We start from the raw sequence: 13,514 nt of genomic DNA, 5'->3' as shown, positions 1-13,514 counted from the left end.
ATAAACTATAAAATAATACATTCTTTTTTCGGTACAAAAATCTGAACCTGCTCCCCTTGTTCAAGCATTTTCCCCTTGTGATGAAGATCGTCGACAAGTAAAGCGGCCACTTCAGTTTCTACTTCATATCTCAGGACATTCCCTGTCATTGAAACATCTTTAACAAGTCCTTTAATTCCCCAGTTATCATGTAAACCTAAGTGATCCTCATTAGCAGAAACAATTTGCAAAACTTCGGGACGAATGGCGATTTCCTTCCCGTTTAACTCTGTACTGTGAACAAGTTTGTGGAAAACTTCCATGCTCAACACATTGTAATTTCCAATAAATTTCGCCACAAAGCTATTGACTGGAGATGTATAAATGTCTACTGGAGAACCGGATTGAACAATTTTTCCTTTATCCATGACAAAAATCCGATCCGACATCGTCATCGCTTCTTCCTGATCATGGGTTACAAAAATCGTGGTGATCTCTAATTCTTTCTGGATTCTTCTTAATTCTTTTTGTAAGGTTTTTCTAATTTTTGCATCTAATGCACTTAGCGGCTCATCCAAAAGCAGTACTTTTGGTTCCATGACAAGGGCACGGGCAAGAGCCACCCTTTGTTGTTGACCGCCAGATAATTGATGTGGATAAGATTGTTCTTTTCCTACTAAATCGACGAGTTCGATCATTCTGGTTACTTTTGATTTAATATTCTTTGCCTTCTTCATTTTAAGACCGTAGGCGATATTATCAAAAACATTCATATTTGGGAACAGTGCATAGGACTGAAACACCATACCGACTTCACGCTGACGCGGTGATATATGAGTGATATCCTTCCCATCAATGAAGATGCTTCCTGAATCCACGTCTTCAAGTCCGGCGATCGATCGCAATAAGGTACTTTTTCCGCACCCGCTTTGTCCAAGAAGGGTCGCAAATTCTCCCTTTTTTAAGGTCAACGAAATATTTTCTAACACAACTTGGTGATGATAGCCCTTCGTCACTTGATCAATCGTTACATAACTCATGAATTTTCACCTTCTAAAGCTGTATTTTTTTGACGGTATGGTTTATTTAAAAATAATACAGATCGTTTTTTCGAAGAAAAGCCAGGAACTTTTTCTTTTTTAAACGTTAGTTTTAATACCGTTCCCGTTAACAGTAAAATGATCGAGTAATACGTAATCACAATGGCACTTGTTAAGTGACCGCTGCTGTTTAATTTGTCAGCAAGATAAATTTGAATCGTCTCAAATCGACCTCCGACAAGCAAATTCGCAAACGCAAATTCACTAAATAACAGCGCTACAGATAATAAGGTAGACACCAAAATACCAGAGATAATGTTCGGAAATACGACAGTGCGAAACGCCTGAAATTTGGTAGCACCCAGTAATTCAGCTGCATCGACAAGCTGGACCGCATTCACCGTGCGAAGGCTGTTGCGAATCCCTTGATACATAAAAGGTAATATTGTGATGAAATAAGCACCAACCAAAATCCACGGTGTTCCGGTAATTTGAAGCGGTCCATCTGAATAGACCTTGATCAAGCCCACAGCCCCAACAATCGGAGGTATTCCATAAGGAAGCATAGCGACTGCTTGGAGCCATCCTTCCCATTTACTGAAATAGACGGTAATGATAAAAATCGTTGGAAGCATTATCATCACACTAAGACCAACCGTTACAACAATTAAAAACAACGTATGCTCCAGTGCACCATAAAACCGTTCATCTTGAAATAATTCGATATACCATTTCATCGTAAAACTCTCAGGCAGAATGGTGTGATCCCATTTGCCGGCGATCGAGAATAAAAACGTTCCTGCCAGCGGGATTAATAAATAAATCACAAGGAAACCAACGATTACTTTATGAAAGCTCAGTGAAGTTTTCATCGTAAATCCCTCCTAATGCGGCGCATCATTCGATTATTGAACCACATCGCCACGATCATGGTCGAAGCCAGCATAACGCCCATCGCGCTGCCAAGCTGCGGCTTTAAGGTCACGTCACTCGAGACTAATGAGGCAATTTGCAATGATAATAAATTATAGTTGCTTCCGACTAGTGCATAAGCGGTCGCATAAGCGCCCATCGCATTAGCAAACAAAATACTGAAGGTACCTGCAATGCTTGGAAGCAAAACTGGAATCCCAATATGGAGCCAAAAGGATAATTTGGTTCCGCCCAATAAAGAAGAAGCTTCTTTCCATTGCTTTTTAATTCCTTGATAAGATGGATAAATCAGCATAACAGCGAGCGGTATTTGAAAATAAATATAGACAAGAATGAGACCTGTCCAGGAATATAAGTTAAAGCCTGTAAACACATCCAAACCCATCTTGGAAAAAAGCAGCGTAAACATTCCATTGTTTCCAAGTAAAATAATAAAAGAGAAAGAAAGCGGTATTCCTTCAAAATTGGAAGTCATATTGGCAATCATCAGTAAGCGATTTTGAATTTTTTGCGAAAACTTTGTAAACGAATAAGCAGCAATCACCGCGATGATCACAGAAATAACAGCAGAAACCAACGAAATGACAAGACTATTTTGGATCGCTTGCAAGTAAAATTTACTTTTAAAAATCGTTATATACTGCTGAATCGTTACTTGAATTCCATCATCTGCATGAAAACTATCCTTCAGCATGGCCACTAATGGGCCGATTTCAAACCCAACCACAAACAAAATAAATGGCAGTAAGAGAGCTAATAAGTAAAATTTTTGTTTGTTTATTTTTCGCAAGGCTTCTCTCTCCTCTATTTTCGCTAACAAAGGGGAAATGGTTTTAATCGTAATACCATTTCCCGGCAGTCTTTTTTCGAAAATTTAAACGGACACTTTTCCTTTAAGTCCTGGCAATGAATAGTTGATCATTTTATCGGACTTTTCGATCTCTAACAGTTCACAAACGAGCGGGGCAAAAGCCAATTGTGGAACGGCCTCACTGTGGACGCCTGGCTCCACTTTCGGACTGATGATAAAGAGTGGTACATCACGCTCACCATCGGTTATGCCGCCGTGATTGCCATATTCACTCATCCCATGATCTGATGTAATTAAAATATGGTAGCCCTCTAGCATCCAAATTGGTAAAAGCTGAGCGAGCAAGCTTCCCATTTTTAAGATTTGTTCACGGTATTCTTTCGATTCCGAACCGAACGCTTCCCCTTTTACGTCAACTCCAAGCGGATGAATATATATAAAGTGTGGGTCATGCTTTCGGCGCAATGCTTCCGCATCCATTAACACATGGCTGTCAGGATAATCATCGTCCCAGTAAAATTTCCCGTATTGAATGGGCTTAGAAGGATCCTCTTGCTCGCGGTCTTCAACAAATACAAATGGAGCACGATTATACAGTTCACTTACCCAGTAATAGGCTGCTGCTCCGTTCCTTAACCCGTTCTCCTTCGTCAGATGAAAGAGACTTTTCTCGGTGGAAAGCTGCACTGCTTGATTGGAGGTAATACCGTTCATCGATGCCGGTGTACCAGTAAGTAACACTTCATATAATGGACGGGAAAGACTAGGCAGCTCTGATCGAACCTTGTAAAGTGCTGCCTGATTGGTTTCTACAAGATGCTGAATATATCCCAGAGTCTCACAAGCTTTATCGTATCTCATTCCATCCACAACAATGGCGATTACTTTATTTGACATTGACTAACACCTCTTCCTGCCAAAGCTGCGGAAGGGTTTTAGCCGTTTCTTCCCAAGCTTTGAAATCCTTAATTGGTTTAGCATTCTTGTACTCTTCTTTTGGTACCATTTTATCCGCTACTTCTTTAGGGAGCTTCACGTTATCACGGATAGGACGGGCATATCCTTTAGCCAGGTTAATTTGTCCCTCGTCACTTAAGATATATTCTCTAGCGGCCATTGCGGCATAAGGATGCTTCGCATATTTGTTAATAATCGTGGTATAGCCGCTTACGACTGAACCTTCTTTAGGAATGGTCACATCGAATTGGTCACGATTGATTTGTTCTGCATAACCAAGGGCATTGAAATCCCATACAAGGGCCACTTCTACTTCCCCTTTTTCAATGTTAGCCGGCTTTGCATCCGTTAAGCTAAGACGTCCTTGCTTCGCAAGCTTCTTAAAAAAGTCAATCCCTGGTTGGAGATGTTTTTCATCACCACCGTAAGCGATTGCCGCAGCAAGAACAGCCATTTGATTCTGTGTCCCACGCTGCACATCTCCTACGGTTACTTTGTAATCTCCTTTTAGGATGTCATCCCAAGATTTTGGCGGGTTTTTCACTAATTCTTTATTGGTTAAGAAGGCAATCGTTCCTTGGTAGCCGACCACCCAGTCCCCGTTGTCATCTTTTGCCCAGTCAGGAACTTCATCCCAATAAGAAGTTTTATAGGGCAATGTCAATTTCTTTTGTTCAGCAACTGGACCAAAGGACATTCCTACATCGCCGATATCCGCTGTAGCATTCTCTTTTTCCGATTCCATTTTCGCAATCTCTTCAGCACTCGATAAATCTGTATCATTGTGTTTCAAAGTATATTTTTTCGTCACTTCATTCCACGTTTCTCCCCAGTTGGCCCATGAATCAGGCATACCGGCACTATTGACTTCCCCTTCTTTTTTGGCCTTTGTTTCAATTTCATTAAGGGTTAACGAGTTCGGATCCTTAATACTCGATGCAACCGGCTCCTTTGTATCTGCACACGCGGCTAATCCTAGTACACTTATTCCTAACATTACAGCTTGAATCGACTTGTAATACTTCTTTCCATTCATAAAAGTATCTCTCCTCAATGTGGAATTTATAATGTTGTTTACTGTTTGTTACGGTTTAATCATAATTCCACATTGTTAATCCCACATTAATCCAACATTAAGAAATTGTAAAGTCAAATTTATGCCCCCAGTCAAACGTTCTTTTTTAGAAGGCTCTGTTAAACTTTGTTGTTGATTTGCGCTCCAGGTGCGAGCGGTTCGCGGGCGTGCCGGGGAGCCTCCTCGGCGCTTTCGCGCCTGCGGGGTCTCCCCTGACCCGTACTCCCGCAGGAGTCTTCGCACCTTCCGCTCCAATCAACAGTGTTAAAAATCAACAATGCCCTTTAACAGAGCCTTTTAGAAAAAAATCCACAAATTCCATCATTTTACAGAATAAACTCCAATAAGAACGTTGACATTCATTATTTATTTGGTTTAAAGTAAAAAATGTAGTTTGAATACTAAAATCTATTTGTTTGTGGATTTTTCTAGAGGTATCTCTATTTTCGCCACACAGCTTTTATAGGCTGTGTGGCTTTTTTGTTTAGAAAAGTGCCAGAGGATTACAAAACCAATTAATTGATCCATCATTTTTTTAATAGATTGAAAGGGGAAGTGAAAATGAAAGCTTGGCAATACTCATTTATTGTTTTATTAGGTGGTTGCTGTTACGGAGCATTATCCACTTTCGTAAAGCTCGCTTATGCTGCAGGTTTTACGGTGGAAGTGGTGACGGGGAGTCAATACTTACTTGGCACTTTACTGATTTGGACGGTTGCACTTTTTTCGAAAAAAAAGAAACTGACACTTGGTAAAGTAGGTAAACTCCTTTTATCAGGAATACCACTCGGTTTAACGGGTGTATTTTATTATCAATCACTGCAAACCCTTGATGCTTCGCTTGCAATTATTTTTTTATTTCAATTTGTCTGGATTGGCACATTTTTTGAATGGTTTTTTTATAAGAAAATACCGACCATAGGAAAAATAGTTTCAATCGGAATTCTCATTATTGGCTCTATTCTTGCGGCTGGTGTTCTTGCAGGAGGCAACGGGGTGATCACATGGCAAGGGGCCGTTTGGGGACTACTTTCCGCTGTATCCTATACTTCGTTTATTTTTCTTAGTGGCACGGTGGAAAAAGATCTACCCCCGGTGCAGAAAAGCGCCATTTTTTCCACTGGCGGGCTGATTACAGTTTTCATTATGTTTCAGCCAACGGAGTTATTCCATTTACCTGTTTTGATTGGGATCGCGCCGTATGGATTATTTCTTGGCTTATTAGGGGTCGCCCTGCCGCCGCTTTTATTTTCAATTGGTATGCCGTATATCGAGACTGGACTTGGAACCATTTTAACAGCCTCTGAGCTTCCGATTGCGGTCATCTTATCGACACTTTTCTTGGCAGAGCACGTAAGTATATCCCAATGGCTCGGAGTTGTTTTGATCTTAGGCGGAATTGCGGCGGGAAATGTGACTCTATCAAAAGCAAAAATAAAGTCGCATTCTTTGGATAAGGAATCTGTTTCTTAATATAGAGAAAAAACTAAATAAAATTTAGAAAAATAGTAAAAGAGGCCGTCTTTGATGGCGATAAAATTCCTTTCTTGGGTGGCTGGACCAAACGAAAAGATTAGTTATATATTAATAATTAGTTGTTAAGATACAGGTATGAAAGGACAAGACCTTTCATAGACCCTCTTAATATATATTTTTATGCCCTCGATTGAGGGCTAATTTTTTTGCTTTGAACCCCTAAGGAGCATAGATTATCTTACTCCACTAAAGCTACCCGTAGCTTAAGTACGTTATTTCACAAACTTTGTTACGATAAAGTTGATAGGGATATCATTCCTTCCGATAAGCTGAACAGTGTTCATCGGAGATACGGAAATTTTCTTTACTTGTTAAAGCTGCTAAGTACCCTTCAATCATACATTGAATGAAATCCAACCATTTATGAGACAGGTGCGAACCACGTAAAGGGGTATTCGTTACATCAGTAAAGGTTTTACCGCAATCTTTACAGCGATAACGCTGTCGTTCCATTGTATTCATTCCTACTTTAACGGAATATTTTCCGAATCGGACAACTGAGCCTTTATAAAAAAAGAGTAAAGGGCTTTGAGCAATCAAAATAGACCTTTACTCTTTTTTTCATTATAAAAAATTACATATGCGAAACAGTGATTTCACATTCGCCATCAATTTCAAACTCGCCAAACTCAACCGGAATAATAAAATGGGTTCCCTTCTTCAAGCTATAATGTTCACCGTTATGTAAAAGTGAACCTTCCCCCTTAATAACACTAAATAGCAAATATTGCTCACCAAATGATAAAGAGGTGTTTCCATGGATATCCCATTTATAAACGGAGAAAAACTCAGATTCTACAAAAATAGTAATCGTGGCGTTTTCCTGCTCCACAACTCGCGGTGTGCTCATCGCATCTTGATGCGGCACAGTCGTTACCTCAATCGCTTTATCTAAATGAAGATCCCGTAAATTTCCTTCTGCATCCCGGCGATCATAATCATACACCCGGTAAGTCGTGTCAGAGCTTTGCTGTGTTTCCAATACTAGCGTTCCTTCACACAAAGCATGGATGGTACCGCTTGGAACATAGAAAAAGTCTCCCGGCTTAATTTTCACTCGACGAAGCAGCTCATTCCATTTTCCTTCGTTAATTTGCTGAATCAATTCTTCCTTTGATTTTACATTGTGGCCGAAGATCATATCCGCATCTTCTTTACAGTCAATAATATACCAGCACTCCGTCTTTCCGAGATCGCCATTTTCATTCACCTTCGCATAGGCATCATCTGGATGAACCTGAACCGATAAATCCATATTGGCATCCAAAATCTTTGTCAACAGGGGAAAAACCTCCTCCTTTGGATTCCCAAAAAGTTCCGGATGCTCACGCCATAGATTGTCCAACGTAGTGCCAGCATACGGACCATTTTCAATGACAGAAGGACCGTTTGGATGTGCGGAAATTGCCCAGCATTCCCCTGTAATCTCCGATGGAATATCATATCCAAATTCCTTTTCTAAGGCTGTTCCGCCCCAAATTCTCTCTTTAAAAACAGGCTTTAAAAAAAGTGGCTGCAAAATTACTACCTCCTAAAAGAAGGGGAACTTGATTGTTTGCGTGAATTCTTGTTTCAGTTTCCTTATAGTTAAAATCCGAGAATTGTTTCCTTCCACTAAAGTACCTCCATCAATCAAAAACAATTTCCTGTTTTTTCGCTTCCTTGATGTTTATGCAAGAAAGGGTTTCTTTTGTGACTTTTGATTATCCAATGATGTAAAAACTCTATTTCCAATCCACATAATCGGGTAGGCCAGCATCGGCCCCGCAAAAAGCACTGATGGGACAGGAAGGAAATAGAAAACTGTTATTGTAGCCAAGAAAATGATAAGTGCAAGTAAACTATATAGTGGCTTAATAATACTCATAAAAAATGATTGGATTAGATAGAAGAACGTTTTCAGTTCATAATGGACAAACGTTGAAAAAAAGAATAGAACACTTATGCTATAGACTAAAATGATAAACAGTAAAACGAAGTGTAAAAAAGGGAAACCGATATACTTTTGTGAAACATGTAAATCCACCGCTAAAAGAATTCCTATAACCACAATCACAAGTCCTAGAATATTTGCCTGAACAAAAGAATTCTTAAAGTTTCTAATAAAAAATTTAAAGGTATTAATTTCATGTTCCCCTCTTATCCATTTTCTCATTACGGCAAAAAGTGAAGCAGTAGCCGGAAAAAATCCTAGGATGACTCCGCCTAACAAGGTAAACCCAAACCATAACAGGTTCAAAAGCATGATTTTAAACAACCACTCACCTATTACATTAAACTGTTCGAATATCCTGTTCATAATGAACCCCCTTGTTAAAAGAAATGTATATAAGTTATCAATATTTTTGAAAGAGCTGATAAACACCTTTTAATGCGCTAACCGACATATCGGTTGTAATACGAACGGGAACGCTAGCAATCTGACATAAATTGAACAAATCTGCGCTTTTGGCAATTTGCCCACCGATGAGTATGGCATCAGGTTGAAACGATTGGATAAAAGGGTTCAGAACCTCTTTTATCCTTTCACCGAACTCACAGAACAATTGTACCGGCAGCACTTCGCCTAAGTAGGCTCGTTCCGTCAAACATTTCACATCGTTATCCCCAACTACTATGTTCTTGATCCCCATCTCATGAGCAAGCTGAATGATTCCCCTCCGAGAGATGTAATTATCAATTATTCCATCCCGGTAAGGCAGTCGGTATAACCAACCTTCAGGAGGAACCCCTTCGCCCTGTTTGACCAACCGGTTGCTGCTCACAAAGGCAGAGCCGAATCCTGTGCCTATCGTTAAACAAATCGTTCTCGGATAGGGCTTGCCTACACCGTAGCCACATTCACCTAACGCGAACAGTGCAGCATCATTTTCGATGGCGATATCCGGAGAATCACTCCATCTTCCTTGTAGCTCTGGTATTACGACAATTCTCTCCGTCAATTCTTCTTTGAGATTAACACCGTACAACGATTCAAACTTATTTAGACCTCGTATTCGGCATATGCCGGATTCATATTCGAATGGACCGGGGAACGCAAATCCTATGCCCCGAATCGTCTCCCCCGCTTGAACCCTCATCCCTTGATCCTTAACAAGCAAAGCAAAATGCTGCAGCAACTCCTCCCTCGTATCCTCCGACCGGGATGGATACACCACGACAGGTTCTGCAAGGGTACCGTCGCTACGTATGATACCAGCTTTCACATATGTACCACCTACATCAAAGGCCAATACGTTATCATGCATCTGCATCAACCAAGTTAACGTCCCATTTCCTTGATACGCCTGCTTTGATCAGTTTACACGGCGTGCTGCTCAAATTCACAATGGCATATGCACCAAAGGTGGCTGGTATGATATAAGACTCAGCATAACCAAATTCTACAAAAACATCTTCGGCATCCAATGAAATAATACGAACGCGATCTCCCTCAACCAGATTTAGTAGAACAAACTCGTCCTCTGTTTCGTCCTCCCATCGGTCTTCTAGGTGGATGCGGTTTACATAGAAGAGCAAATCGTCACGTTCTCCAAGCACATACTCCTCATTGCTGTCTTGTTGCTTAAGGAGTTTCGGCTGATGAATCAAGTTATTTTGCACCCAATCGGTTTTCCGCGAGAAATCGATATTGTCGAATGCATACTCGAGGTTGATTGGACGCAATTTCCCATCCAAATCTTTACGCACGTAATCGTATATTTTGAATGTAAACCACCACGTCGTCGCAGATATTTCTAGTACGAAATTGTCCTTTCCTGAACAGTGTACGGTACCTGTCGGAATGAGATACAAGCCACCCTTCTCACTCGGCCATTCTTGCACGTATTCCGTAAAAGGAATCGGGTCTCCTGTCTCTTGGGATGTTTCTACCGCTTCTCGGAACGACTCCTCCGTGCATGTTTCCGTTAATCCGAGGTATACCTTGGCGTCGCCTTGTTTCTCCATAATGTAATAAGACTCCTGCTGTTCCATGAATCCATTGAAGTTTTCACGGAGGTAGGCCTGCTTTGGATGGACCTGACAGGATAGATTATCACCATCCATCGTATCTAAAAAGTCGAATCGGACAGGAAAATAATCACCAAACAACTTAACATTGCGCTGTCCGATTATTTCCAAGTGAGAAAACGCCATTATGAGTAGAAATGGAATTTCAACAACATGCTCTCCCTTCGATACTAGCACCGAATTTTCTGGGGCGATTGGCTCAAAGTTCCATGCACAGTTGATCATGTCTGCAGGCAAATCAGCGATTCGCTTTAAATATTGTCCACCCCAGACACCTGGCATTAGAAACGGCTTAACACGCATCGGAAAACGTGCAATGTCGCGGATAACGGCCAGCAAATCACTAATGGTCAATAGGACAGGACAACTTGGGTCGTTCATGTCGACATACCAATCAAAAGCTTTCAGCCACTCCTTACGGTATCCCTCCAGCAGCGGCCACTCTACAAAATAGGCTATTTTGTATTTTTCTAAAGCGTCGATATTCCAACTAAACCCAAAGTTCAGTAAGCTGCCTTTATGAGCTATTTCCTGGTATTCCCGTGAAACATCGAGAAACAGCGAAGCAGCGCAACGACCATCGGAAAGCCATAAGGCACCAGGGCCAAAAACAACCAACAATAACCTCTCACTTGTTGTCTCCGTTAACCTTGCTGCATACTCTACAAAATTGTGCTGCGCTCTGCTTTGGAAATATTCGTCAATCTTCTGCTCTGCAACATAGCCGAAAGCGCGATTATCCGTAATGTTCTGACGGAAATGGTCCCTCAGCTCTGTTCCGGATTTTAAATAGCTATACGTGTCTACAGCAGCAAAGCGAAATCCGTGGTCTTCAGCATATGGGATTAAGCCCTTCAGTAGGGCATGAAAATCTGCACCATGTGTACCGTCTATTACAAGTGTGAAGACGTTGCCGCCTTTGCTATCAGCCCGTGATATCACTCGCTGCAGGAGAGCACTATAACCTTCTTCAATGCCGTTTTCAAGAACAGCTTGACGAATCGGATTTAATGGTCTTTTTTCAAACATAACTTTTTCTTCCTTTCTCCTCAATACATTTTTCTTTTGTTCTAAAAAGTTAATTTGATTGCAACTTCAGTCTGAAACGAAATTTCATATCATCCTCGAACCACATCATAAAATTCGTACCCCATACGTTGTTGTGCAAATTGAAATGGAATCCACCGGTTAACGGAGCATAGGTGTTGTCGAATTGCAGCAAACGCGGTTCACCCGGACAAACAAGAGGAGAATCCAATGTTTCAATAACGGCCCTACCGTCCGCACCTTCGTAGTAAAGACCGGAGTTAACACCATGCATATTCCGATTGCCGTCCTTCACAACAGACAACGGGGAGATCCGTTCTCCCAGTTTATCCATGAACCAGGCGTTTGGATTGTCGACAAGCGGTACAAAGGAAAACCAGCTTGCTTCCGGAAGGCGACAGGCTTGCTTATCGTTCCAATGTAATTCAATATCAACAATTGGCTCATCCTTATTGAACGTGTAGATCACAGCTAGCTTTTTAGGCGCTCCGTATTGTTCGCAAACCTCCTTCGGCAACTTCAGTTTCGCTCGAACAATGTCACAATCGGTGTTTCTCTTCAGATGTAACGATTTTAATACCGCCGGATATCGTTGATGTTTTGGCCTTGGCTTTACATATTCGATACCTGGTTTGCCGAAATCGTTGTCCGCCCAGCTGTGATGGATTTCTAGATTGGTCACGTATTCTTTGAAGAACCTGTCGTAACATTCTTTGCTGAATGTTTCGTATTGGAATATTCCCAGTCGCTTATTGTCATCTGCCCATTCCTTGCCCGATTGGTCAACAAGCCTAACAATTGATCCGTCAGCAGCGAAGCTTACTTGAAACTGTCCCAATTCGTAGCACTCGTTCATCTCGATTTCCGTCGAGTCCTGAACAAGCGGTGTGCACGCAGTAGTTTCAATGGAATGCCGTGGGCTCAATTCTTCCAACGTTTGTCTTGCTTCTTTCGCCAACACTTCCGGCAACGCCCGAAGTGCTTCCTCAATATAATCCCGCTGTTCTTGCCACGAGCTTTCGTAGTCACCGTATGATCTACTCTCATTTGCAGCCTGGCGAAGGTAATCGTATTTTCTAAGCTTCGTATCATCTACAATATCGCCGGCTCTTGCTGCTGCAAAATCGGCAGCAGAGTAATTAGCAAAGTCAACGAGATAAACCGAAGTATTCATTCCCCATGTATGCTCGGGTATCAGCATAAGACGATTGCAAAATTGTGCGTACTGCTCACTTTCGGGATCCAATTGACCAGTTGCATTCCATTTGTCTCTTAACCGAAGCAATTCCCGGTAGTGTGCCACTTTCCATGGATCGGAAGCAACGCCATGAATCCACGAATCACCGATTTCTTCATTTATGACAGGCAGCAAATGCTTGACTGTAAGAAGTTTTTCGGCAAACGCATCAAGTGTTGAAGCCGCAATCTCCGCCCCGGGATACTCCTGCTGCAATTGTGCGAACAAGACGCGAATTTCCTCCAAAGTGGAAGGCCCACGATTGTCTCCTGTATGAGCAAAATATAATGCGTCTTCGAGTCCATCCATATGAAAAGGTTTGCCGTAGTCATCGGCATAATTGACGATAATCTCCGATCCATCTGCTGCACGCCAGACGAATACCTTTGGTACCTTCGGATTTTTCGACACCGGATTGATACCTAAATGCAAATATTGAATATCGTGTTTTGCCAGCATTGGGACAATCGCTATCGTATGTCCAGGAACATCGGTCATTTTGGCAACAATCGTTGTTTTTCCAAACTGCCGATCTAAATTTTTGGAAAGAGAAAGACCGAATTCAAACAATGATGGATCCATAATTTCTGTATGGGTTGTGAACGGCAATCCATGCCAAACCATTCGCCCTTCACGGATCGCTTTCTCCATGCGTACTCGATTTTCCTCTGAAGCTGTCTGTAAAAATTCGTTAATCAACCAAGAACCAGTCGTCCATACGAAATTTACATTTCCCTCCTCGCATGCTAACTGTTCGGATAATTCCATCGCCTTGGGAATAAAATCCTCCATATAACATTTGATTATATTTTTTCCTAAATCCGTATATCCAATATCCAAATGGGTTTTGAAAATAACATGCACTTTTTTAATTGTCTTTGTCACAAG

General features: G+C 41.5%; 11 protein-coding genes and 1 pseudogene. 1 reads left to right on the top strand and 11 read right to left on the bottom strand.

Annotated elements, in window-relative coordinates:
- Positions 1-5 precede the first annotated feature (5 nt).
- From AC59HZ_RS13545 to AC59HZ_RS13525, 5 genes are all read right to left on the bottom strand, one after another.
- Complete coding sequence (locus AC59HZ_RS13545) at positions 6-1,019, bottom strand: ABC transporter ATP-binding protein (RefSeq protein ID WP_496546336.1); 1,014 nt, start codon at positions 1,017-1,019, stop codon at positions 6-8.
- The gene (locus AC59HZ_RS13540; RefSeq protein ID WP_496546335.1) at positions 1,016-1,891 is read right to left on the bottom strand and encodes an ABC transporter permease; all 876 of its coding nucleotides are present in this window, start codon (positions 1,889-1,891) and stop codon (positions 1,016-1,018) included. Before AC59HZ_RS13540 ends, AC59HZ_RS13545 begins: the two co-directional genes overlap by 4 nt.
- Positions 1,888-2,742, bottom strand: a complete 855-nt coding sequence (locus AC59HZ_RS13535) for an ABC transporter permease (protein ID WP_496546334.1) — start codon at positions 2,740-2,742, stop codon at positions 1,888-1,890. Before AC59HZ_RS13535 ends, AC59HZ_RS13540 begins: the two co-directional genes overlap by 4 nt.
- A gap of 84 nt (positions 2,743-2,826) precedes the next feature.
- Positions 2,827-3,660: an alkaline phosphatase family protein gene (locus AC59HZ_RS13530; RefSeq protein ID WP_496546333.1), complete on the bottom strand. Its 834-nt coding sequence runs from the start codon at positions 3,658-3,660 to the stop codon at positions 2,827-2,829.
- A complete protein-coding gene (locus tag AC59HZ_RS13525) occupies positions 3,650-4,756 on the bottom strand; it encodes an ABC transporter substrate-binding protein (protein ID WP_496546332.1) in 1,107 nt (368 codons plus the stop codon). Before AC59HZ_RS13525 ends, AC59HZ_RS13530 begins: the two co-directional genes overlap by 11 nt.
- A 600-nt stretch (positions 4,757-5,356) precedes the next feature.
- Here AC59HZ_RS13525 and AC59HZ_RS13520 point away from each other — a divergent pair.
- Positions 5,357-6,268, top strand: coding sequence for an EamA family transporter (locus AC59HZ_RS13520; protein ID WP_496546331.1), 912 nt, complete (start codon positions 5,357-5,359; stop codon positions 6,266-6,268).
- Between the two features lie 390 nt (positions 6,269-6,658).
- On the opposite strand, the pseudogene AC59HZ_RS13515 reads toward AC59HZ_RS13520, so the two are convergent.
- The 6 genes and pseudogenes from AC59HZ_RS13515 to AC59HZ_RS13490 form a co-directional block, all read right to left on the bottom strand.
- Positions 6,659-6,826 (bottom strand): annotated as a pseudogene (locus AC59HZ_RS13515) (transposase); the annotation flags it as partial.
- Between the two features lie 79 nt (positions 6,827-6,905).
- Positions 6,906-7,853 (bottom strand): mannose-6-phosphate isomerase, class I, encoded by a 948-nt coding sequence (gene manA, locus AC59HZ_RS13510; RefSeq protein WP_496546594.1) that lies wholly within the window; start codon positions 7,851-7,853, stop codon positions 6,906-6,908.
- 147 nt (positions 7,854-8,000) lie between these two features.
- The gene (locus AC59HZ_RS13505; protein ID WP_496546330.1) at positions 8,001-8,630 is read right to left on the bottom strand and encodes a YesL family protein; all 630 of its coding nucleotides are present in this window, start codon (positions 8,628-8,630) and stop codon (positions 8,001-8,003) included.
- A gap of 37 nt (positions 8,631-8,667) precedes the next feature.
- Complete coding sequence (locus tag AC59HZ_RS13500; RefSeq protein ID WP_496546593.1) at positions 8,668-9,579, bottom strand: ROK family protein; 912 nt, start codon at positions 9,577-9,579, stop codon at positions 8,668-8,670.
- The gene (locus AC59HZ_RS13495; protein ID WP_496546329.1) at positions 9,572-11,395 is read right to left on the bottom strand and encodes a class I mannose-6-phosphate isomerase; all 1,824 of its coding nucleotides are present in this window, start codon (positions 11,393-11,395) and stop codon (positions 9,572-9,574) included. Before AC59HZ_RS13495 ends, AC59HZ_RS13500 begins: the two co-directional genes overlap by 8 nt.
- Positions 11,396-11,420: 25 nt before the next feature.
- Positions 11,421-13,511: a DUF5054 domain-containing protein gene (locus tag AC59HZ_RS13490; RefSeq protein WP_496546328.1), complete on the bottom strand. Its 2,091-nt coding sequence runs from the start codon at positions 13,509-13,511 to the stop codon at positions 11,421-11,423.
- Between the last annotated feature and the right edge of the window lie 3 nt (positions 13,512-13,514).

The sequence above is a fragment of the Neobacillus sp. DZ-9 genome (assembly GCF_059587065.1).
Note: the sequence above shows the minus strand (reverse complement) of the source record. Positions and strands in the feature narration are given on the sequence as shown.